The sequence below is a fragment of the Brakhagea baltica genome (genome assembly GCF_052161605.1).
Classification (GTDB): domain Bacteria; phylum Planctomycetota; class Planctomycetia; order Pirellulales; family Pirellulaceae; genus JBKCUI01.
In genome coordinates this window covers 796,998-820,220 of the sequence record NZ_CP197409.1, presented here as the reverse complement: position 1 = coordinate 820,220, position 23,223 = coordinate 796,998, and the positions used below count along the sequence as shown (strand labels likewise).

Sequence of the window (23,223 nt, the reverse complement as noted above, 5' to 3'; positions counted from 1 at the left end):
AGGCTGACGTCAAACGGCGACTGGAGCTGGTATGTGTGGGTGGGGATCGTATCCGACCAGCTCGATGTCTTCAAATTCGTAGTCGAGTATGCTTGGTCTGAAGTTACGCAGATTTAACTTGGGTGGGGGCTTTGGGCTCCGACTTAGTTGCTCGTTGGCTTGATCGACGTGGTTGTTATAGAGGTGGACATCTCCGAACGTGTGCACAAACTCACCAGGTTTTAGCCCCGTCGAGCCAGCCATCATAACGGTCAAAAGTGCGTAGGATGCGATGTTGAACGGAACCCCTAAGAAGAGGTCCGCGCTTCTTTGGTAGAGTTGGCAGCTAAGTCGTCCCTTGGAAACATAAAACTGAAAAAGTAGGTGGCAGGGAGGAAGCGCCATGTCTTGAATGTCCGCCACGTTCCATGCACTGACTATGAGACGCCGCGAATCAGGCGTATGCATGATTTGATGCTGAACCTGTGAAATTTGATCGACGACCCTCCCGTCAGGGCACTCCCACGATCGCCACTGCTTGCCGTAGACCGGCCCCAAATCACCATCTTCATCAGCCCATTCATCCCAGATGGAAACCCTATGGTTTTTGAGAAAGGAGATGTTCGTATCGCCTCGCAAAAACCACAGCAGCTCGTATGCGATGCTTCGCAAGTGCAGCTTCTTCGTCGTAAGCAAAGGAAATCCAGCTGCCAAATCAAATCGAATTTGAGCCCCAAAGAGACTTCTTGTGCCGGTTCCGGTACGGTCCGTTTTGGAATCTCCTTCCAGAAGAACTTTTCTCATCAGATCGAGGTATTGCTGTTCCATAGCGTTTTGGCTGACCGACGTTTCTTGTCTAAGGGATAACATTCACGAAACAAGATTTATCTGCACTCGCTCTTGCAGCGAGTGTCCAATGGCGATCACTGGTGGTACGAACACAATCGGCCGGGAATCCAAAAGGTTTGAGCAACTCTTGAATCTCCTCAACTGTCAACGCTGCATGCAAACTCTGGCGGAACAATTCGCGGCCATGTTCGTCCGTTCCGCCGTACAGTTCCACCAATGTATCAAGCTCCTTCTGCGAGTCTGGCCGAAATAGGTCTCGCAAAAAGACTACTCCATCTGGTCGAACGACTCGGACGATCTCCTTGAAGAATGCTTCATGCTCGGGGAGATGGTGGACCAGGGAATTCGAGAGAACCGTATCGAAGTATTTGTCTTCGAAGACCATTTTCTTTGCATCACCACGGTGCAGTTGGACTCGGGAGATGCACTGATGGATCTCCAAGTTATACCTAGCAATTTCGAGCATCCAGCTTGAAGCATCCGAGGCCATGATTCGCACCGATGAATCCGTTCGCTTGCAGATTTCGATCGGGATTAATGCGGTTCCCGTACCGACGTCGAGCCAATCTGTCCCAAGATCGGGGATGGCTAACATATCGTCAACGAATTTTTCGTTGACGCTTTTGTGGTCCATATCGTTGTAGGCGACCGCTTCTCGCTGATCGTCCATGACCTCCGGTTCGAGTACTCGCGTTAGCATCTTTTTTGGGATTATTGTACTAGCAGCAATCGGTCGTTTCGGGAGCTCCCCTACGCTTAGGGCCAGCAATTTCTCGACCTGTGTAGGTGATACGATTCTTATCGTCAACAAACACCACCTTGGGTTCCGGGACCCGCATCTCCGGGTTTGTCTCGGTCAAGAATCCAAAGGTAGCGATGATGACAATATCGCCTGGTCTCACCAAATGGGCAGCGGCTCCATTGATGCAGACGTCGCTAGAGCCCTCCTCACCCAGAATGGCATAGGTTTCCAGTCGCGTTCCTCTAGTCACATTCCAGACGTGGACGGACTCGAAGGGGGCAATTCCTGCGGCCAAAAGCAAATCTGGCGGCAACGTAAGCGAACCCTCGTAGTCCAAATCGGCCTGCGTAACGGTGGCGCGGTGAATTTTCGATCTTAAAAACTTGCGAAGCATCGTCGTATTGTCTCAGCAATCCTGAATTTTACCAGCCGTGCCGATGATAGTTTTTAGGAGTTCCGATGCCCCATGCCTGACGACGTCAGCCGTTGGAAGGCCCGTTTCGTATCGCGTTTTTTGAATTTCGTAGCGAGCCTCCGTCTCAGACAGGCCAAACGTGTTCAGTGCAATGCACACCACCTTGGTGGGGAAAAAGACTCCTCCTGCTCTGGCTACTGCCTCATACATGGCGATGACTTCGGACAATGCAGGAATCTTGGCCCAAGGTTTCCCCTTGATTGTCGTTCGAGATGGGGCGTGAACGAGCACCATTTCCGTTGGCTGGCTTCCTCGCATCAAAGGCAAAGTAGCCGTAGATGCTGGGTTGAGAAACGATCCTTGGCCCTCGATCCAGACAACGTCCTTGTCCGGGGCAAAGTCCAAAAGAGTTTGCTGAACCGCGCCGGCTGCATAATCAATCCGAACGGCATCGAGCGGGATGCCGTCCCCCTCGAGCATGATCCCGGTCTGCCCGGTAGCCATAAACTTGGAACGCAAACCAGCAGCTAATGAAGCGCGATGGAACTCGATTGCTGCTGTCATCTTTCCAATCGACATGTCTGTACCGACGAACAAGACTCGTCGACAAGGAAGCAAACGGGCTGAACCGTCGGCGACATTCAAGCCTTCGGGTTCCTTTCGAATGTCCCATATCCACCGGTCCGGATGTAGATGAGGCTTTAATCTAGGGTGCTCCGCAAGTGGTAAATGAAGGCCGTTGATTATGCTCAGTCCCGACTTGACCGCTTGTTCAAGATCATCGAACCAGTCATCAGGAAGCTTGCCTCCTCCCGGTGCGATACCAATCGCTAGTGCCTGTGCAGATCTGCTTGTCGCCTCGCGCATAGAACTCACAATAGGGATTGAACCCGATAGCGTGATTCCTGTGACCTCCTGGACGGACTTGCCCGCCTCCTCTCGGTCGATGACTACGCTGACACGATCGCCGGCATAGCGTAATAACGACAAGCCTGTCTTGCCCGTCTCGGACCTTAAACCGCCATGCATTAACAGAGCGAGCTTATCATCTGGGCGATAGTATCTATCTTTCGTCATAGTCGATTCCAAGTCCCGGCTTTTGGCTATTCACAAGATAGCCATCGTAAAATTCCATTCCACTGGTCGGATCGTCAAGCAGGTTGAGGTGGCTGTCCAGGTCGATGAAATCGATCATAGACGCTAAATGGTGAGCCGCAGCATTACCTAGGCAAGTATTGCCATAGCAACCCACCATAGTCGACAAACCCAAAGACTGTGCAACAGCGATCATCCTAAGAGCTTCTGTTAAGCCGCCGCACTTTGTCAACTTGATGTTTACGCCGTGACAGCATCCACTGAATCTTTGCACATCCTGAGCACTACAACAGCTTTCGTCCAAGAAAATCGGAAGTGAAGATCGATGAAATAGCTCTGGAAAGCTTGCGTGATCTTCAGGTGCAAGAGGTTGTTCCATGTGGACGACGCTGCGTTCTTTAAGCCAGCCGGACATCGCTACTGCTTGTTCCAGATTCCATCCGCCGTTAGCATCAATACCGATGTACACATTGTCGGAAACTTGTGTGCGAATCGCATCCAGCATATTCTTGTCCGCGTCGATTCCATGAGGCGACCCCAATTTTACCTTGACACCTCGGATATTACCCAGTGCCTGCCAAGCTTTAAGGCGATCAATAGCTGCGTCTGGGCTGTTGATGCCAACCGTGACGGAAATTGGGGCCCTTGGGGTAGGGGACAAACCTAGCAATTTCCACACAGGCACCCCGAGCTTTTTGCCAGCCCAGTCGTAGAGGGCCATGTCGATGGCATTTCTGACTGAGTTGCCAATATTCGTCTGTTTTAGAGCTTGCTCCACGACGACTCGTTGCATTGGATCCAGGTCGGCAACGATGGACTTGGCAGCTTCCAAATCTTGAAGAATGCGATCCAATTTTTCTTCATGACCCGGTATGTCGAATTCCGCCGCTTCCCCAAGACCGACAACACCCTGGTTTTCCAGTTTGATAATCACAGAGCAAGACGAAGAGGCCTTGCCGCGACTGATTGTCAACGCAACTTTCTTGTGCAGCTCGTGGGTACGGTAGCTTAGGGTCAAAAGGTTCAACGATACTTGTCCTTTACGTATTTTCCGTTGGTTGGCTGTCCTGATCGGAAGGCTTCTGCCATTTCCACCCGATCACGGTGGCTTGGTATAATGGTGTCGCGGTAGTGATGGCGGCGAACCATGTTTCCGTATACATGGGCAGGTCGATAATGCCGTTCCAAAATCGGAATCTCACGATTGGCTTCCTTCTCCGCTGGAGTGAGGATCGCGGGCCCGCTCCAACCCGGCTCGCGCGGTGCACGTGGTGCGTTGATGATAACGTCCGCCATGAGCAATGTAGGAAAAAAAAGCCCGCCGAATAGTGGAGCGATCATTGTCGCAAACCGTCGTTTTGTGATCATGGTAAATGACTTCCCAGTGTGTGGAATATCTATATCGAAGTGGGCTGGTGTCCTTCTCTACTCAATCGGCAGATCGTCCCTAGCCCATAAAGTCTTCTTATCTTCGCCAACCCTAACGTCTGTCAGTTTCGTGCAAATCGAACGAGTCGTTGCCGAGAACAAAGCTGGGCGTTTCGTCCCAGCGGACTTCGACTCGCAAACTGTTACCTCAAATGCCCTTAATTTGACGCTCTTACTTCCGTTCGATTTATGCAAGAAGTACATCACAACGAGGCGGCTCCCGTAGATCTATCGGCAGAGTTAGCGCTCCAGAGCATTCAGGACGATATCAGTGTCCTAGAGGGAGAAATCCCTAACATCGCGCTAGAAGAGCACGAAATAGCGACTCTGAATGAGCTGATAGATAGGTACGACCGTGTGATCCAGGATTTAGATCAATTAAACGGTCAAATCGAAAACTTACTGTCAGAAGAAACGATCAAGGGTTGCCAATCCCCGGCGTTTTGAGACGATTGGGGGCGGAGGAGTTCGGTGACAAATCGTCGCACAAGATTCCGCGTCTTTCTAATCCCCTTGAAATTGCAAAACCACTGTGGCCCATTCCAATACGACCTACGAGCAGCCTGATCTTTGCCCCATCTACCGAGCAATCATTAGCGTAAGTGATAAGTCCGGTTTAGATGTTTTCGCCAGGGAGTTAGTGGCGGCTGGCGTAGAACTGTACAGTACAGGAGGTACGAGGAAGTACCTTACTGAGATTGGCTTGGAGGCAAAGGACGTAGCGGAATACACCGGCTTTCCGGAAGTGATGGATGGTCGGGTTAAGACGTTACACCCTAAGATTTTTGGGGGGATACTTGCGCGGCGCACGGTCCCGGCAGACTTGGATTCGATGGAGTCTCATGGGATTAAGCCATTCGATTTGGTGGTAGTGAATCTCTATCCTTTTGCTGCGACCATAGCTCGTGAGGGAGTGACTTGTTCGGAAGCGATAGAACAGATTGATATTGGAGGCCCGAGTTTGATTCGTGCTGCCGCAAAGAATCATGCGTTCACGGCAGTCGCGACCCGTCCGGAACAGTATTCGCTGATTATTGAGCAATTGAAATCATCGGGCGGGACCTCCATGAAGTTACGACGTCAACTCGCAGCGGAATGTTTTGCTGCGACGTCGCGTTATGATGAGACCATTGCGGCTTATTTGTCGGCACAGCTCGAGTCGGCGACGGTTTACGAGTCCTCTGATGCTTTTCCGAGCAGTATCAACATCCCAATGCAGCTGGTAACGCCGTTGCGGTACGGAGAAAATCCACATCAATCGGCGGCGCTGTACCGGCTTCCTGGCAAGCAGCCAGGCACATTGGTGGATGCCAAGCAACTGAACGGTAAGGAGCTGTCGTTTAACAATCTTTTGGATTTGGACGCGGCGTTGAACATGGTTCGGTGTTTTGCCAAGCCATCCTGTGTAGTGATCAAGCACAACAATCCTTGTGGGGCGGCGTCAGCCCATAAAGGATCCTATGCGTGCAGGAAAGCTTTGGAGGGGGATCCTCTCAGTGCCTTTGGTGGAGTATTGGGCTTCAATTGCACCGTTGATGAAGAGGCCGCCGAGGTGTTGAGCGAGCCGGGGCTTTTCGTGGAAGCCATCGTTGCGCCGGCGTTCACTGATGGTGCGCTGGAGATATTGAAATCGAGGCCGAAATGGCGGGAAAACGTCAGATTGATGGCAACCGGTGATTTCGGGCCACAACTTTACGAACGAAATTACAAGCTGATCGGTGGAGGAGCATTGGTTCAGGTTGCCGACAATCAGCCACCTACCAATCTCTTATGGAAAACGGTTACTGAGGTGGCTGTGGCTGATGAACTCTGGGACGACATTGCTTTTGGCTGGGAGATGGTTCGTCACGTGAAGAGTAACGCGATTGTCCTTGCTCGGGATGCTGCTCTGGTTGGGGTCGGGGCGGGGCAGATGAGCCGTGTTGACAGTGTGGAGATTTCCATCGAGAAGGCTGGGGATCGCTCTCAGGGCAGCATTTTGGCGTCTGACGCGTTCTTCCCGTTCCCAGACTCCATTCAACGAGCGGCTAAAGCGGGTGTGATAGCCATAATCCAGCCTGGAGGGTCGAAGAAAGATGCTGAGGTCATTGCGGCATGTAATGAGCACAGGATCCCTATGATCTTCACCGGGCAGCGTCATTTCCGACATTAAAGGTCTTGTACTGGAACCTTGTCCTCAGACTACCCCTCATAATCCAGGAAATCCGATCGATTGATCTAATCGAAATTGTTCGATCTTTTCTTTGTTTGTAGGAATAATTGCTTAAGGTAGGTAATCGTTTTACTGGATTGCTGAAATCGTTCGCGTAGAATGATGACTGCGACGCATTGCTTCGCAAACCATAAGAAACCTGCTCTTTTGCTTCTGAAGGCAATATGGAACCAAACCAAGTCACCGCTGATTCTCTTTCGCAGCAAAATCAAAACGCTCAGAATCCGGGTGTTGATTTATTCGGATTACTTTGGCGATGGAAGTGGCTTCCAATCCTTGGAGGAGCAATTGGACTAACGATCGGCTTCCTGGTTTATAATCAACGGCCGCCACAGTACGAGGCTTATGCGTTATTGAACGTCGAGTCTCCGGGTATGAGGCAATTACCCATCGAGGCTGGAGGTGTCTATGTGGCTCCGAAGACAATTTCGGACGAACTATTGGTGATTCGGAGTACACGAGTTCTGGAAAAAGCCATTCGGCGAGGGGGACTCGACAACCATCCAAAGCTGGCCAACCTTACCACCCCGGCTATTCTCGAATGGCTCAAAGAGGAGCGGGTACTTGTCGCAAAGCTTGCGAGCAAGGATGCCGATACCAATGTGATTTTGGTAAGTGTCACTTCTGATGATGCCGAACTTTCCGGCAAAGCTTTAGAGGCTGTTGTTGATGGGTATCGAGAGTATGTTTCAGAAAAGTTGGATACATCCTCCACCGATGCCATTGCTGCTCTGAAAAAGTACGACGAACAGTACGAAAATCGCAAAGAAGAGCTTCAGAGAAACACCGAATTGTTGATGAGAAACGACGGTCTAAGGTGGATTGAGGGACGCCCGAGAGATCCACTTGCCGAGAAACTGCTTACGTTGGAGAAAGCTATCGTTGACTTGGATCTTCGTAAGAACAGCGTAGTCTCTTTGCTCGACCAGATAGCGGAGGCTCAGGCCGAGGGCCGGTCCTCCGAGTCAATACTTCGGCTGATTGCTTCCAGTTCTACGGAAAACTTAGAACGGCTTCAAGAATCCGCGAACTCTAAGCTCGGCTACGAAGAGTTAAGGTTACTTCGCAACGCCATCCTCACATTTGATCAAAATGAAGTAGCACCTGTACGAAGGGAACTCAAATTAGAGTTAGACAGACTAGGAGAAGAGCACCCGACCGTCAAAGGCATCCGCCAAAGACTAAAGCTTCTTGAAGAAGATTTGGAGAACAGAAAAAATGACCTGCTCGAATTATCTGAGTCCTACAAGACAATGATGGGGGAAGACGCTGCCGACGCGCTTCCTAGTGTAGAAATGCAGTTGAATACTAGCAAAGTTGCACTACAAGAAGGAGTAAAGAAGCTAAGTCGCGAGCGAGCGAAATATGTCGAGGAAATTGAACAAATCCGGAAGAGGGTCGAAGAAAACTCTAAATCCATTGCAGCGTTCTTCGAGAGTCAAGCTAGTCTCGAAGCTTTGGGAAAGACCAGCAACGAAATTACAAATGCTGTAAATAAACTTTTGGCTGCCACGGACTACAATCAGAAAACCGTTCGAGTCTTGGAGCAATCGTCAATAGGGGCATTCGTCGGACCTAATCTACTAAGATACTTAGGAATTGCCGGGTTTTTGGGATTTGCTGCATTTTTGGGCCTAGCCTATTTGCTAGAACTTGCAGACCGATCGTATCGAGGTCCAAACGAGATTGCAAGCGATTTGGGAATGCCGATCGTTGGGCACCTACCACTTGCGAGCTTTTCGGGTGGAAAACGTGTTGATGCGAACATTGATATTTCTGTTGTTACAGTTCATAAACCGAAATCAGCAGTTGCGGAAGCGATTCGCGGAACGCGGACTGCATTGTTCTTCAATCATCAACAAACAGGCGTCAAGGTTATTCAAGTGACCAGCCCAGTTCCAGGGGACGGGAAGTCAACAATTTCTTCTAATCTTTCCGTATCCATTGCGCAATCTGGCAGACGTGTATGTCTAGTCGACTGCGACTTTAGAAGACCGCGGGTAGCGAAGATTTTTGGTGTCCCTTCGGATACCGGACTGGTCCAAGTCATCAACGAAAAGGCGACGTTGGAAGACGCAATTCAGAAATCGAGCGTGGAAAACCTTGATATCCTTACCTGCGGACGCAGGCCTGGAAATCCCGCTGAACTCCTCTCAAGCGAGAGATTTCAAGATGCGATTTCACAGCTAAGAGAGAGATATGACTTTGTTATTCTGGATACTCCCCCCGTCTTGGTTGTAAGCGATCCGGCAACGGTGGCTTCGGTTTCCGATGGAGTGATTCTGACCGTTCGGCTGAGACGAAACCTAAAGCCAATCGCGATTAGAGCATCGCAAATGCTTCATGCGATGAATGCCAATATGATTGGCGTGGTGGTTAATGGAGTTGGCGTTGGGGCAAATGGATATGGCTACGGGGGATACCGCTACGATTCCTATAACGGTTACGGTGGTAAAGGGTACGGGAAGTCCGGTTACGGTGGATATGGCTACGGAGGTACCTATCAATATGGGGGGTATTACGGTGGCACGATGGTGGGACGAGACTACTACACCGACGATTCCCCCAAGAAGGGTGCTAGATCCGGGAAAGCGGCGGCAAATACGGCTGAATGAAATCAGTCTGCGTCATTAATGTAGTGGGGCTAACGCCGGAGCTATTACGGCATGCCCCCAGCATTGCCTCGCTCGGGACGGCGACTCCTTGGACGCCCCCCATACCCGCCGTGACCTGCACCTCGCAAGCCACACTCCTTACCGGAGTACCTCCTAGCGGTCATGGAATTGTCGCTAACGGTTGGTATTTTCGCGAAACCGCCGAAATTCGATTTTGGCAGCAGTCACGAAATCTTATTGATAGTCAATCGATTCTTTACGATGGGATAGAAACAGCCAAAATCTTTTGGTGGTTCAATCAGCATTCCGGTGCCCGCTGGAGTGTCACCCCTAAACCGCATTACGGATGCGATGGGTCAAAGGTCTTTGACATCATCGATCGAACCGATTGCAATCTGACTGACGAGTTAGGAGCCTTTCCCTTTTTCACTTTCTGGGGACCCAACGCTGGTTTGCCCTGTTCCGAATGGATCTCCAAGGCGGCCTCGCTCGTCTTGCGAAAGAACAAGCCGCCCCTGACCTTAGTCTACCTACCACATTTGGACTACGACTTTCAACGACTTACCGTACCTGATCACAAGCGAGTCGAGGAAGTTGATCGCTGTGCGAAGAGAATCATCGATGCCTGCGGAGAGGTTGGCACGACCCCGGTTGTAGTGTCGGAATATGGTTTGGTGCCAGTCAGTCGCCCGATTTACCTGAACCGAGTTCTTCGGCAGGAGGGCTGGCTCGACGTTCGAAACGGCCCTTTCGGTGAAATGCTTATGGCAGGTGATTCCAAAGCGTTTGCCGTGGTGGACCACCAAGTTGCACATGTTTACGTTCGAGCAAATTCGGATGTTGCTCACGTTCGGAATCTATTGGAACGAACCGAGGGAGTCGATCGCGTCGTGGATCCCTCTGAGATTGATTTGGGGCACAGACGCTCCGGAGAGCTTATCGCACTCGCCAAGCCGGACAGTTGGTTCTGCTACTACTATTGGTTAGATGACAGAGCAGCACCAGACTTTGCAAGAACGGTTGATATCCACCGCAAGCCTGGTTACGATCCGGTCGAACTATTCATGACCTCCAAATTAAGAGCCATGGGTAGGCTCGCGCAAAAGAAGCTCGGCTTTCGCTACAAAATGGATGTCATTCCTCTCGATGCCACACTGGTGAAGGGAAGCCACGGTGTGATCACTTCGCCGGCTCAAGGACCAATTGTGATTGGTCCAGACGCTCCGGATAGGATGGAGCTATTCGCCAACTATATAAGAAATTTGCTAGGCTATCCCTCTATTTAGCGCTGCATACGAACATGCTTCTCGCTTGAGTACTTCGGCTGTCGCGCGGCAGTCACGGAATTGGCGTTTTCGATAACTGCAATCGATGTTTTTCGGGATCGTTCTCTGACGCAGGCTGAATCCATTGAACGTGCCTCGAGTGATGCGTGGATTTTCGCTACAATCTGCAGGATAGAATTCAATTACCTTTTCGCGTAATGATCAATTTTCATGACACAGAAACCATGGTTGGATAACCCCAACTGGAAATCCCTAGTCGTCGATACCTATGCAGAAGCTTTCCGAAGCTTGTATGGACGTGTGCTCGTAACGGCTCGAGATGAAAAGTGGCTTCTCGCTGCTTGCCAAGCAGCAACCGGTCATGCTAGCAGTACCATCCTCTGTGATTGCGAAGCTGGCATTGAACAAATAATCGACGGAAAGTCTCCTGGACAGGAGACTCCCGACGGCAGGATCGGAGCCTATCTGCAGTTCCACGTCCCCCGATTTCGCAAAGATCGAGTAGAACACCTTGAGCGCGTCATGCTCGCGAGGCTCAGCCAAAACGTGTTGACTTGTCCAACCACTCGGTGCTTCAACGCTCTGGATACCGATCCTTACTTTAAACTCGGTCGAAAGATCGCCTTCTTTGGGGATGGTCATCAGCGTCGAACAGTACAGTTTGACCAAAGAGGCTGGACAATCCCAACCCTTGGAGGAGAGTTTTTTCTTAGCAGACGCTTTGGTTACACCGATGGAATCATGGGAGGCAATCTATGGTTTCTTGGGTTTACCGAGGATGCCGCGATCTTGGCTGCGGAGCGGGCAGCAGAAGCCGCAGACAAGCACCCAGGTGTGATCACGACATTTCCAGGGGGCGTAGCGGCGAGCGCCAGCAAGGCAGGCAGCAGTTATAAATTCCTGATTGCAAGTACCTTTGCGGAGTATTGCCCCACTCTTAAAAGCAAACTTGGCGAACGCTCTTTGGTGCCCGACGGCGTTCTTTCCATCATGGAGATTATCATTAACGGTTCCACACTGGAGCAAGTTGCTTCGGCGACGTATGCATCTATCGATGCGGCACTTCAAGTTGAAGGCATACACAGCATCAGCGCTGGTAACTACGGAGGCCGGTTGGGCAAATCGTTTATTTATCTTCATCCTCACTTGCACCAAACGGCACAAGAGTGACGACGTCCGCCAACCAGCCCACTACAGGTGATCCCGCACCTGAATCAGAACGTTTTTTCGTTCGAATCCCCAACGGCCAAGAGTTCGGTCCTGCGGATAGAGCAACCATCCTTGCTTGGGAATCCCAGGGCAGGGTTAACGAAACTTGTAAGGTTCGAAGCCAGACTGGTTCACTTTACACCGACTTCAAGATGTGGAAAGAAACTATATCATCAGCGAACCCGCAATCTTCGAGTCTGCCACGCTTTTCCAGCGTTAACGTTTTTGGAGATCAGATAGGACGTGTAGATGTGGCGGCTAACCAATCGACTTTAGTCACACAGAGTCGAGCCACCACCATCCTTATTCTCGGAGTCGGTTCCTGGATACTCTGTCTTTCGATTTTGGGAGCACCTGTTTGCGCCGTGATTGCTATTTACCTAGGAGTAGGAGAGTTGGGGCGGATCCATCGGGGCGAAGTCTCCAGCGACAATAAGCCCGCTGTCTGGATCGGTCTGATTTTGGGAGTCTCAAATTTGTTATTCACCTTAATTTTATTGGTGTTCGGGTTGATTGCCGCCATCGTTTCATGAGAATACAGCAAGCATGCTCGCACTCAACTCCATTCGGAAAAAACTGTGAAACTAGTCATCGCCATCATCCAACCCGCCAAGCTTGAAGAGGTCAAAGAAGCTCTTACTGAGGTCGAAGTTTTTCGGCTTACGGTTCTTGATTGCCTCGGATTCGGAAGGCAGCGGGGACAAAAATCAGCTTTTCGCAGTCAAGACATGTCCACCAACTTGGTGCGAAAAGTGCAGCTTCAAATCGCAGTCAACGATGAATTCGTCGAACCGACCGTTAACGCCATTCTCAAAGGTGCTCGAGATGGGGAGAAGGGACAAATTGGTGACGGGAAAATCTTTGTTGTGCCGATGGACGAATGCATAAGAATCAGAACAGGGGAACGCGGACCAGACGCAATCTAGTCCGCAGGAAACACGTCTCACTCTGATCTATTCCCATTACCCAGATCTATTCCCAGCCCAACTGTTGAAAAACCGGACGGAGCGACTCTCCCCACTTAGCGTATCCGGCTTCGTTCGGATGCAACAGGTCAGGGAACTCTTCCGGCTTAGCATCACCCGTCTCGTTGGCGAATATAGTCCAGGTGTCAACGAGAATCACGTTTTTAGACTTAGACGCCAGCTCAGAGAGCAAGCCATTGATGGCTTGAATTTTGTCTGCTGGACGAGATTTCTTCTCTGACGCTGGGAAAACTAAACAGAGAACTATCGGTGTTTCGAGATTCTTTTCATGAATGCGCTTGATGATAAGCTCGACGTTCGCGCTAACCATCGATGGTTCCGCCTTTTCCTCCAAATCGTTAGTCCCCATTAGCAGGACCACTCCCTTGGGTTGGAGCGACAGCACATCTTCCTCCATTCTGTGAAGCATGCCACGTGTTGTGTCGCCGCTGATTCCGCGGTTGGCGAGCTTCAATCCAGGGAATCTGTTCTGGAAATCATCTCCCCAGCCTTGAGTAATCGAGTCTCCGAAGAAAACGATTGCTCCCTGATCTAATTCAACGCGGGTCGCCCACCCGTTTCGCTTCTGATTCCAAAGGTTCTTGAACCATTCGTAACGTCGCACAGGCCCCACCCCCTCCATCTCTTCGTTGGTAGATGGAATCGCCAAGCTGGCTTTAACGTTTTGCTCTTGGCCTCCAAGCGATCCGGGAAACGCAAAAGCTAACGACGTGACGGTTAGTAGACCAATGAGGAGGGATTTCATCGTAAAGTATCCGTGGGATGGGAGGAACGCATGGGCAACTAACCCATGCGTGAAAACTTTGAGATGGTAGTAGGGCGTTTAAAAGAACTCGCTCAGTCGCGCGTCACGACCCAAATGTTTTGGAAGACAACAGGGTCCCCGTGATCCTGTAAGAACAATGCTTCCGGTCCAGGTCCTTCTGGTTTGTTGCCGGGAGTTCCGTGTGGTAACTCGAGGTTGTCGTGGATGACTACTCCGTTATGTTTGATTGTCACCCGGGCGTTTTCAACCTTCTTATCATCCTCGTAGCGAGCTGCTTTGAAATCGATGTCGTATGTCTGCCAAACTAACGGAGGGAAGCACATGTTGACCTTTGGCTTCTTGATGGAATAAATCCCGCCGCATTCGTTGTCTGCTCCTTCTAGACCAAACGAATCAAGCACTTGCAATTCATAGCGACCTTGCATGTAGACGCCACTGTTACCTCGAGCTTGCCCGCGAGCTTTAGGCATAAAGGGGGTGCGAAACTCGATATGCAATGTGTGATCCATGAGGGCTAGTTTCGAGGAGACATTGGTTGCGCCCAAGTACTTACCATCAACCAGCTTGCCATTCACCCATTGGTCCACGCTGGAGCCATCGAATAGAACCTTGGCATCCTTTGGAGGCTTCATTCCGAGAGTTGGACTTTGTCGCTCCACTTTCTCGAGCGTGACCAAAACGCGATCTTCCGCGATTACTTCCATTTTGCCTTTTCCGATCTTAAGCTCAAAGGCGTCCGCCTCAGAATAGAGATAATCTCCCTCTCTAGATCCCTGCGTTTTATTCGATTCATCGCCTCGCAGCCAACCATCGCCGGGGAGTCCTCCTTTGAAACCGATGATTTCAAACTGACCATCGCCGAGGGCGACCACCTGAGCTCCCCATGATTCATCGATATCCCCGATCTGGATTCGACCGGCATATTCCCCTTGAATTTCGTAGTCGATATCGGCCTTGGCTGGATCGGTGATGGTTTGCCCGCAAATGGGATTAACCAGGAATGCGGTGGGCATAGAAGCGAGAACGCAGGAAAGTAAAAATCGACGGAATAGTCGTCGCATGATGGCTCCAAAGGGTTTGGTGGGAAGGGGTATGCTTGCTCGCTCATCGAAATCGATTGCAAGCAGACTAGCATTGTGATCTAAGGTTGGTAGGTTAACAACCACGGGACGTAATTCGTTATGAAGCCATCAATTGGCGGCGAGCGGCCTGGCTCGTCATCCACGAACAGAATGGTATTGTCAGGAATGCAGAGATTTTCTCGACTTTTATTTACTCTCTGTGCATTTTGGCTGGGACTCGGGACGCATGGATTGCATGGGCAAATTAGGCTTGTTGTCGATCTCGAAGTGACTTACCAAACCATCGACAGCTTTGGTGCCTCGGACGCTTGGTCGATCAATCCCATAGTCAGTAAGTGGATGGACGCAGCCGAGGAACAATCGATCGATCATCTGGCGGACCTGCTTTTCTCCACCGATCGGGGTATCGGTTTGTCTGGTTGGCGATTCAATATCGGTGCAGGCAGTGCGTCGCAAGGGACAGATAGCTTGATTCCGGACCCTTTTCGACGTGCCGAGCTTTTGATTCCCTATCCTGGCGCGGAAATTGATAGCCGACAACAGGTTGGACAAATTCGCATGCTCCGAGAAGCTCACCAGCGGGGTGTTGTGGATTTTGTGGCGTTCGCGAATAGCCCACCTTACTGGGCAACAAAAAACGGCCTCACTCATCCGAACGATGGAAATGGAATCGGCTCAACCAATCTTGATCCGAACTTCGAAGAAGCCTTTGCAGGCTTTTTGGTGGAGGTGGTAAATTATCTGCGTAGTCCAGCAGTAGGCGTTCCCGTCAACTACCTGAGCCCTATCAACGAACCGACCTGGGATTGGCGAGGCAAGTCTCAAGAAGGTTGCCCCTACAACGTGAAGGATATCAAGAGCCTCTACCGAGCCATACACACCAAGCTGGTCGAGAAGGGATTAGCAGAGTCTGTCCATGTTGATGGAGTGGAAGCAGTGGAATACACCGCAGCCCTCAGCGATAAGTTTAAACGGGATTTCGACGATAAAATCTATAACGGGGGATTGAACGGAAAGGGGCTAGGAAAATTTAGAAACTACATTCCTGAATTCCTGGGAGACCCGGAGATGCGAGCCATACTAGAAAACAAGATTTCCTTGCATGGATATTTTTCCGATGCGTGGCCGGATCGATTGGGAAAACTAAGAGATACGACTTATGAGAACGTGAAGCAGGTTTCGCCGGACGCAAAGATCTGGATGAGTGAGTTCTGTATCTTGGGTGACCAAGGTGACGCGAGACCCTTTACAGGATCAAGCTTCGAAGCGAACGATATGCAACTCGCCATTCATATAGCCAAGGTGATGCATCGTGATCTTGTTCGCCTCAATGTCTCCGCGTGGCACTGGTGGCTGGCGGTTACCCCCTATGATTATAAAGATGGTCTGCTCAAGATCGCGCCATCGTTGGAGCCACACAGCCTCGAGACCACCAAAGCGTTCTGGGCGTTAGGTCACTACAGTCGATTTGTTCGACCAGGCTACGTTCGAGTAAAAGTCGACGATCCAGACGATTTAGATGGCCTTATGGTTTCGGCGTTTAAAAGTCCAGACGGCGAAACGCTTGTCTATGTACTGATAAACGCATCGGAAATGGATCAGCACATTATTCTAGAAGGATCTGCGTCTCATAAGGTTTATTTAACCGACGAAAACGCGAATCACATCGAGTATGAAGCTATTCGAGGATTTGAGTTGCTACCAAAATCGATTACTACCGTCATTGCAACGACTGCCAAGTAGCCACGATGAGACGGGCAACCTTTCAAGGGCACTTTGAATACCAGTATCGTGCGCAACCATGTGTGGACCTACGATATCAATGTTGCCGAATTGGCAAAAATCTCGATGCGTCCAGAGATGCTCCTCGCCCGTCATGCGTCGGTGGGCTTCCTATTGAAGTTGATCGACGTCTTTGATACTGCTCATGGTTGTCTCCATCGCCAGGTGACCCGACACAGTTTAGCCGATGCTGACCTGACTAGCGGGTAGTAGAGCGCTACCGCCAATGGGACGGGGCTCAATGGGGCAGTCAGTCAAACTTTCGGATGAAGTCGCACGGTGCAAACTTTGAAGGCAATCAGTTTGGCCAAGAGAGCGTTCCTGCTTGCAAACTAAAAACGAACAATGCTTTCAACGAACGATGTTTCTATCGCACGATGCACTTATCGTTCGACATTGGTGTCGTATATCACCCCTGTTTTCATGAAACACCCAAGAATCGGCCATGCCGGAATGGGATTTCACAAACGGAACATCCCGGGAATGGCTACCAAATCCGTCTAGAAGCGGCTGTAGCGCTAGGCTAGACCGCAGGTTGCTGTTGCAACAGAATTGCAAAAGAGTAGCATATTATGGCATAGCGCAGGGTCAGATCGGGTCGGAAGAATGGCTTCGTTAACAGGCGTTTCATTAAGCCGAGGAGTAACAGATGGTAAAGGTAAGCTTTCGGGTTGTTTTGGGGGCTCTCATCAGCTCGTCTATCGCCTCGGGTACGCACTTAGTGGCGGCTGAAAATGATGCTGTCTGGCCGGGATTTTTGGGCATAGGCAAGTCGGAGATCACTGTGTCTGAGGATCGTATTCCTGTCGAATGGAAACCGGACTCGAACGTACTGTGGCAAGCAAGTCTGGCTGGCTACGGACAGAGCAGCCCAGTTGTTTGGGGGAATCAGGTTTTCCTAACGACGATCGACGGAGCTAACAAGGAGAAGCAACGCGTGCTTTGCCTGGATCTCGAGACCGGCAAGGAATTGTGGCGGCATGAACAGACCAGTAAATACGAAGGCAAGAACTCAGACTATATCGCACGGAGCGCACCGAGTCCTGTTGTCGATGCAAATGGCGTCTACTGCTTCTTCGAGGTCGGTGAAGTGGTCGCGTTGGATCATCAAGGCAAACAACTCTGGACTAAAGATTTGGTCGAGCAATACGGGCCAATCCAGACCAACCACGGTATCGGATCGTCACTCGCGCAGTCCGACTCCTTGGTATACGTATGGATCCAAAGAAGCGAGAACCCTTATGCGATCGCTTTGGCCAAGGCTAGCGGCGAGATGGTTTGGAAAGTCGACACCCCCGCTGGAGTGTCTTGGTCATCGCCGGTTATGGCTCCCATGGCAGATGGGTCGCAGCATTTGGTGTTGAGTTCGTCGGGGGCCGCACCGAGTCGAGGTCGAGGCGGTAATGACGCGGGAGCTGACCGTCCAGGACCGGCAGCCGAGCCCACCTCGGGTTATCTGCTAGGGCTAGATCCTGCAACAGGAGAACGACTGTGGTTTTTGGACGGGCTGACGGGTAACTCGTCTCCTACGCCATGTGTGGTCGAGCCGGGCAAGCTGCTCATCGGTGCATCGGCTGGTCGCGAGGGAGGTCCATCGAAGGAAGCGATCGGCACGAACGGGCTAGTTGCGGTTCGGGGAGAAAACGGTAATTACTCCGCTGACTATGTATGGCGTTCCACGAAGGCTTCGAGTGGTTTCTGTTCACCGTTTCATCATGGCGGGTTAGCTTACTTTGCCGATCGTCAGGGGATTTTGTTTTGTCTCGATGTTCAGACCGGTCAAGAGAAATATGTAACGCGTTTGAATCAAAGCGTGTGGGCAACTCCGGTCGCGGTAGCAGATCGCATTTACTTTGTGGGAGAGACTGGCAAAACCGAGGTCATCGCAACAGGTCCCGAGGTAAGTCGGCTCGCTAGCAACGAACTTTGGGAAGCCGATGCCGATGCTTCGGCACCACCTGAGCGTGGAGGACCTGCTAACGAGGTTCGGGATAGCAACGGCGTTCCGCAGACCAAACCCCGTCAGTATGCGGTCGTGGTCTGCAAGGATCGAATGCTCATTCGAAGAGGGGATTGCCTCTACGCATTGCAACAAAGCAAACAATAGTACGCCGTCGCGACCTACAGTGTTCCGTGACGCCGCCAATCGTGTGTACTTTTGACAAAGTGAGATCCACACAAATCAGCTAAAATCGATCGATGCCGACAGTTGCCCCGACACATGTTCCTTCGAATAATGTGACGTAAAAAGATTCGTGGCGTATTCGTAGTTTCGGAAACTGTATACGGATTGGGGCAAGAAATGAGGATCCTCAAGGCATTTGTGTTGTTTGTCGTGACCATCGATTTCAGCTTGTTTACCGCGTTGAGCTATGCCCAGTATTACGGCGGGGGGGGTAATAGAGGTGGCGGCTACGGAGGAGGTTATGGTGCCGGTTACGGAGGTGGCTATCGTGGCGGTTACGGAGGCGGTTACGGAGGCGGTTACGGAGGCGGATATGGTGCCAGCTCCTATCGTGGTGGGGCCTACTCGGCCCCGCGATACACCACATCTCCAGGGGCTTATTCTAATCGGGGATACTCCAGTACTTATTCAAGTGTCCCAGCTTCAAGTGCGCCAGCTCGCGCGGGCTATTATGAAGGGACACGTGCCGCAAGTGTTTATCCAGCGACCCCAGCTCGATCGGTTCCTGCTCAGGGATCATACACCGTCGCACCGGCACAAACTCGTCCCGCCGCTACCGCAACAGCCCAGCCGAGCAGCAGTTTGCAAACTAACGGCAACTACCGAGTTGTCTCACCCCAATCTAACTACTCGACTTATTATTCCGGCACGCAAAGCTCAACCAACTCGAGCGTAGTCCAAGCGAATAGGGCGTACCAAGCCGCGCCGACTCAAGGGGCCGGTGCAAGTAATACGTCTCAAGGTAATTATTCGTCGACGGCTTCAACGGCATCGGCCTTGAGTAGCAATAACTCGAGCACTTACGGAAATGGTGTAACCGCGTATCGTCCATCGGTTGCGAGTCCGTATTCCAATGGCCAAGCCAATAGCAATAGCAGTCAGGCTGCGTTCCCTCCTCCCGCACCGCAGTATTCCGGAGCAAGCCCATATTCCGGAGCAAGCCCATATTCTTCGGCAGAAACGCAATATTCCTCTGCGGGATCCGCTAGTGCTCCGTCGAACAGGTCCAGCACTTATTCCAATAATTCCCCTAGTAATCAAAACAGTTCCTCTGAGTATCAAAACAGCTCCTCTAACTATCGAAGCGGCTATCCTTACCCAGCGGATAAATCCGCAGTCTCCTCAGATAATGATTCCGAGGTCAAGGGAGGAACGGATACTCGGGGGGGCACTTACCGACGACCTGAGGGGTACTATCATCTAGCTGATCGAAAGGAAGGCAATGCGACACCCGTATCACCCGCTTATCGAACTGACAAATCGTATAGTCAAAATGGAACCAGCGAACCTCCACGTCAAGAGGTACATAACAAGACGATCAACAACAACCTTTTCTTGGGCGGCCTCGGTCTAGGTTGGGGGTGGAATGCTCCTGCTTGGGGGGTAGGTGGCTGGGGACCGGTCGGTTTGGGCGGATTTGGATGGGGACCGGTTGGCTGGGGAACGTGGGGGGGAGCGTGGCACGGTCGATTCATTCCTGTGCACTACCACAACTGGTACTGTGGAACCTGGACGAGTCCTTGGGGTGCGGCCTGCTACTCGCCGCTGCTGTTGGGCTATGATGCTTGGGGGATCCGTAATGCGGAACTCCTGTGGGGCAATAACATGTCGTATTGCAATCCCTATTGGGACGAACTCCCCTTTGATTTCACGAGTGTTCATGATTACAGCGTTCCTTTAGCGTTCAGTAGCGTGAGTGGGCTTTCGACCCAGGAAAACTTGGGGGCAGGCTCTTTAGATCGGGACAGTGTACCGAGTGGTCTGAATCCGTCGCAGACTTTGACTTCGTTCGAACAATCGCAAGCGTTGTTCCGAAAAGGTGCGTACCGTGAATCGTTAGAGCAATTGAATCAAGCGATCGCGGTTGACCCGCAAGATGTTGTACTACATGAGATCCGGGCATTGACCTTTTTCGCCCTGGGTGATTACAAGTCCGCAGCGGTTGTTCTCCACGCGATGTTAGGAGTCGCCCCTGGTATGGACTGGGATAGTATGAGCAACTTCTATGGGTCGGACGAAACCTATGCATCCCACTTGCGCAGTTTGGAAAGTCACGCTAGCAGTAATCCGCGCGACTCTGCCAGTCACTTTGTATTGGCCTATCACTATTTGGTCGCTGGGTACGACGAATACGCAGCGACAGCATTGAGAACGGTTGTTGAAAACGACCCTCGTGATGAAGTGGCCAAGCGGTTACTGACCGCAATCGAATCGACCCTCAAGGCGAACATCGAAGCCGGTAGCATCAACGTCGATCTCGTTGGTAAATGGAAGGCAAGCGTTGGGCAGACATCGATTCTTTTAAGGATTGATCAGGATAGCAATTTTACTTGGGAGGCGACCAACGAAGGCCAGGCTGTCGCCCGGTTGTCAGGCAAGCTGTCGACCAGCGAGAGTCTGCTAACTTTGGAAAGCGAGACACAAGGACCGATGACTGGTCGAGTCGTCTCGCAAGGTCAAGATACCTTTGGGTTCGTTTTAGTGGGTGCGAGCACGGATTTTGCCACCCTATCGTTCGAGCGGCAAAAGGACTAGCGAATGGTGACAGCTTAGTCTTTGGTTAGCGGAACTAGTGATGAGTTTCGAATCGGGCGTTCGCGGTCCGGAGCATTTACAGAGCTGCTATTCCGAGTTGCTCCGCATCGAGAGCCTCTTGTGCAGCGAACGATCCAATCGTGTATATTAGCCGCCGAGACGCTTTCCGAATCCTAACAACGACTCGAGGATGGTAAGCTGCCCGATAAAATGACTCGAAAGGGATGTCAAAGTGAATGTCAGCGAACAAGATAACAAAGCATCGGAAATCGTTACGAATCGCCCTCTTAGAATTTGGATTCCACTACTTCTCATTCCGCTAATCGGTATCGCACGCTATTTTCCGACTTGGTTTCCAGAGATAACTATGGTCTGGGCTGTCGGGGCTTTTGGTCCCTTGCTAGTCAGCTTGTTGTTAATTCTTTGGTGGTTACTTTTTAGCCGAGCTACCTTCCAAGAACGCGGGCTGGGATTGATCGGTGTGATAGCATCGTTGCTGGTTGTCGGGCTATTTGTCGATCGTTCCATGTTGGGTCCAATCTTCATAGTGTTAACTCTCCCTATGTGTGTGGTAGCATTTAGCATCGCAATCGTGCTAATGCATAGGACGTCCGCAGGGTGGAGAACGGTCGTCTCATTACTTATTGGCTTTTCCGCTGCCGCCTTTTCTTTGTGCTTGCGAAACGATGGGGCATGGGGAGACTTTTCCTTTGGGTTAAGTTGGAGATGGAAAGCATCACCAGAGGAGTCCTTTCTCGCTAACCTGCCAACGAAATCGAACGACAGTAACGCAGTTGAGTATGGCCCGACTTTTGATTTAGATGAACAACCGCATCATAATTGGGTAGGGTTTCGAGGAAACGGGCGGGACGGAACCATTCAAGGTATCACGTTCGAGAAAGACTGGCGTACAAATCCACCACTTGAAATTTGGAGAATTCAAGTTGGCCCCGGTTGGTCATCTTTTGCTGCGGTGGGTAACGCGGTGGTAACACTCGAGCAACGTGGCGAAGAGGAAACAGTCGCATGTTATGATAAGTCCACAGGAAGTCCATTCTGGGCGACTCCGACGTACTCGAGATTTTTCGATGGATTAGGTGGGTTGGGGCCTCGCGGAACGCCAACGATTGATCAAGGGTTCGTCTACACGTTTGGTGCGGAGGGTTGGCTGAGCAAAATAGAGGGTAAGTCGGGCAAGCTGGTTTGGCAAGTTGACGTGCGACCCATTGCTGGTCGTCAAGCTCCAGAATGGGGCTACTCTGGCTCTCCGCTTGTTTGGAACGATCTAGTTATCATCCACGCAGCAGGTGAAAAGGACAAAGGCATTCTCGCCATGGATACTAAATCGGGAGAGTTGCGCTGGTCCGCTGCCGTTGATTCCAGATCGTATTCCTCTCCTCACCTTATCAAAATTGGGGAGCTTGAACTAGTTGGCATGATGACAGCCGCCGGGTTGTCGCTGCTAGAACCTAGAACCGGTGAAATGCGACTCGATTACGCATTCCCTAGCCTAGGCTACCGAGCTCTTCAACCTGCCGTAATCGACGATCGAAGAATCGTTATCTCGAATGAAGTTGTCGGAACCAGGTTGATTCAAGTTGACGAGGTGAACGGCAATCTCGAGGCTAAAGAGCTTTGGACGACGCGGAATCTGAAACCCGACTTCAATGACTTGGTCGTGCATGACGGACACCTTTACGGCTACGACGGTGCCATTTTGACTTGTATCGATCTAGCCGATGGGAAAAGAAAATGGAAAGGCGGACGATACGGTAAGGGACAAATCTTACTCTTGGCTGATTCCAGTCAGATTGTTGTGTTGTCCGAGACCGGTGAACTAGTGCTGATTGAAGCCAGTCCGACCGGGCACAACGAGCTCTACAAAATCCAAGCGTTGGACGGGAAGTCATGGAACCATCTAGCAGTGGCAGGTGATTTACTTTTCGTTAGAAACTCACGCGAGGCGGTATGCTACAGACTCCCTAGGGCACGAGAAAAGCAATAACCAGCATTCGGTACTATCCAGCGGTTAGACACTATCCAGCGGTTAGACACTA

Annotated in this window: 20 protein-coding genes; 12 read left to right on the top strand and 8 right to left on the bottom strand. The window is 51.2% G+C overall.

Annotation, left to right across the window (positions count from 1 at the left end):
• Positions 1-9: 9 nt before the first annotated feature.
• The 6 genes from SH449x_RS03260 to SH449x_RS03235 are packed head-to-tail and all read right to left on the bottom strand — an operon-like array spanning position 10 to position 4,448.
• Entirely contained in the window at positions 10-807 is a 798-nt protein-coding gene (locus tag SH449x_RS03260; protein WP_482381804.1) for a thymidylate synthase, read from the bottom strand.
• Positions 808-835: 28 nt separating this feature from the next.
• Positions 836-1,528 (bottom strand): class I SAM-dependent methyltransferase, encoded by a 693-nt coding sequence (locus SH449x_RS03255; protein ID WP_482379885.1) that lies wholly within the window; start codon positions 1,526-1,528, stop codon positions 836-838.
• A 19-nt stretch (positions 1,529-1,547) separates the two neighbouring features.
• Positions 1,548-1,964, bottom strand: a complete 417-nt coding sequence (gene panD / locus SH449x_RS03250; protein ID WP_482379884.1) for an aspartate 1-decarboxylase — start codon at positions 1,962-1,964, stop codon at positions 1,548-1,550.
• 12 nt (positions 1,965-1,976) lie between these two features.
• The gene (locus tag SH449x_RS03245) at positions 1,977-3,062 is read right to left on the bottom strand and encodes an N-acetyltransferase DgcN family protein (RefSeq protein WP_482379883.1); all 1,086 of its coding nucleotides are present in this window, start codon (positions 3,060-3,062) and stop codon (positions 1,977-1,979) included.
• Positions 3,049-4,107, bottom strand: a complete 1,059-nt coding sequence (locus tag SH449x_RS03240; RefSeq protein WP_482379882.1) for a mandelate racemase/muconate lactonizing enzyme family protein — start codon at positions 4,105-4,107, stop codon at positions 3,049-3,051. The genes SH449x_RS03245 and SH449x_RS03240 overlap by 14 nt, the downstream gene beginning before the upstream one ends.
• Positions 4,104-4,448 (bottom strand): hypothetical protein, encoded by a 345-nt coding sequence (locus SH449x_RS03235; RefSeq protein WP_482379881.1) that lies wholly within the window; start codon positions 4,446-4,448, stop codon positions 4,104-4,106. The genes SH449x_RS03240 and SH449x_RS03235 overlap by 4 nt, the downstream gene beginning before the upstream one ends.
• A 249-nt stretch (positions 4,449-4,697) precedes the next feature.
• On the opposite strand from SH449x_RS03235, the gene SH449x_RS03230 reads away from it, so the two are divergent.
• The 7 genes from SH449x_RS03230 (at position 4,698) to SH449x_RS03200 (ending at position 12,756) form a co-directional block, all read left to right on the top strand.
• Entirely contained in the window at positions 4,698-4,955 is a 258-nt protein-coding gene (locus SH449x_RS03230; RefSeq protein ID WP_482379880.1) for a hypothetical protein, read from the top strand.
• An 85-nt stretch (positions 4,956-5,040) separates the two neighbouring features.
• On the top strand, positions 5,041-6,660 hold the full coding sequence (purH, locus tag SH449x_RS03225; RefSeq protein WP_482379879.1) for a bifunctional phosphoribosylaminoimidazolecarboxamide formyltransferase/IMP cyclohydrolase: 1,620 nt from the start codon (positions 5,041-5,043) through the stop codon (positions 6,658-6,660).
• Between the two features lie 224 nt (positions 6,661-6,884).
• Positions 6,885-9,335, top strand: a complete 2,451-nt coding sequence (locus SH449x_RS03220) for a polysaccharide biosynthesis tyrosine autokinase (protein WP_482379878.1) — start codon at positions 6,885-6,887, stop codon at positions 9,333-9,335.
• The gene (locus SH449x_RS03215) at positions 9,332-10,621 is read left to right on the top strand and encodes an alkaline phosphatase family protein (RefSeq protein ID WP_482379877.1); all 1,290 of its coding nucleotides are present in this window, start codon (positions 9,332-9,334) and stop codon (positions 10,619-10,621) included. Before SH449x_RS03220 ends, SH449x_RS03215 begins: the two co-directional genes overlap by 4 nt.
• A 210-nt stretch (positions 10,622-10,831) precedes the next feature.
• Entirely contained in the window at positions 10,832-11,791 is a 960-nt protein-coding gene (locus SH449x_RS03210; RefSeq protein WP_482379876.1) for a formylmethanofuran--tetrahydromethanopterin N-formyltransferase, read from the top strand.
• Positions 11,788-12,363, top strand: coding sequence for a hypothetical protein (locus SH449x_RS03205; RefSeq protein WP_482379875.1), 576 nt, complete (start codon positions 11,788-11,790; stop codon positions 12,361-12,363). The genes SH449x_RS03210 and SH449x_RS03205 overlap by 4 nt, the downstream gene beginning before the upstream one ends.
• 45 nt (positions 12,364-12,408) lie before the next feature.
• Positions 12,409-12,756: a P-II family nitrogen regulator gene (locus tag SH449x_RS03200; protein WP_482379874.1), complete on the top strand. Its 348-nt coding sequence runs from the start codon at positions 12,409-12,411 to the stop codon at positions 12,754-12,756.
• A gap of 46 nt (positions 12,757-12,802) precedes the next feature.
• On the opposite strand, the gene SH449x_RS03195 is transcribed toward SH449x_RS03200, so the two are convergent.
• Both SH449x_RS03195 and SH449x_RS03190 read right to left on the bottom strand, forming a co-directional pair.
• Entirely contained in the window at positions 12,803-13,561 is a 759-nt protein-coding gene (locus SH449x_RS03195; RefSeq protein ID WP_482379873.1) for a GDSL-type esterase/lipase family protein, read from the bottom strand.
• A gap of 92 nt (positions 13,562-13,653) precedes the next feature.
• Complete coding sequence (locus tag SH449x_RS03190; RefSeq protein WP_482379872.1) at positions 13,654-14,643, bottom strand: 3-keto-disaccharide hydrolase; 990 nt, start codon at positions 14,641-14,643, stop codon at positions 13,654-13,656.
• A 186-nt stretch (positions 14,644-14,829) separates the two neighbouring features.
• Here SH449x_RS03190 and SH449x_RS03185 point away from each other — a divergent pair, with 186 nt between their 5' ends.
• The 5 genes from SH449x_RS03185 (at position 14,830) to SH449x_RS03165 (ending at position 23,171) form a co-directional block, all read left to right on the top strand.
• Positions 14,830-16,407, top strand: coding sequence for a glycoside hydrolase (locus SH449x_RS03185; protein WP_482379871.1), 1,578 nt, complete (start codon positions 14,830-14,832; stop codon positions 16,405-16,407).
• A gap of 33 nt (positions 16,408-16,440) precedes the next feature.
• Positions 16,441-16,656: a hypothetical protein gene (locus SH449x_RS03180; protein WP_482379870.1), complete on the top strand. Its 216-nt coding sequence runs from the start codon at positions 16,441-16,443 to the stop codon at positions 16,654-16,656.
• A gap of 439 nt (positions 16,657-17,095) precedes the next feature.
• On the top strand, positions 17,096-18,553 hold the full coding sequence (locus SH449x_RS03175; protein ID WP_482379869.1) for an outer membrane protein assembly factor BamB family protein: 1,458 nt from the start codon (positions 17,096-17,098) through the stop codon (positions 18,551-18,553).
• A gap of 195 nt (positions 18,554-18,748) precedes the next feature.
• Complete coding sequence (locus tag SH449x_RS03170) at positions 18,749-21,166, top strand: tetratricopeptide repeat protein (protein WP_482379868.1); 2,418 nt, start codon at positions 18,749-18,751, stop codon at positions 21,164-21,166.
• Between the two features lie 232 nt (positions 21,167-21,398).
• Entirely contained in the window at positions 21,399-23,171 is a 1,773-nt protein-coding gene (locus SH449x_RS03165; RefSeq protein WP_482379867.1) for an outer membrane protein assembly factor BamB family protein, read from the top strand.
• Positions 23,172-23,223: the final 52 nt, after the last annotated feature.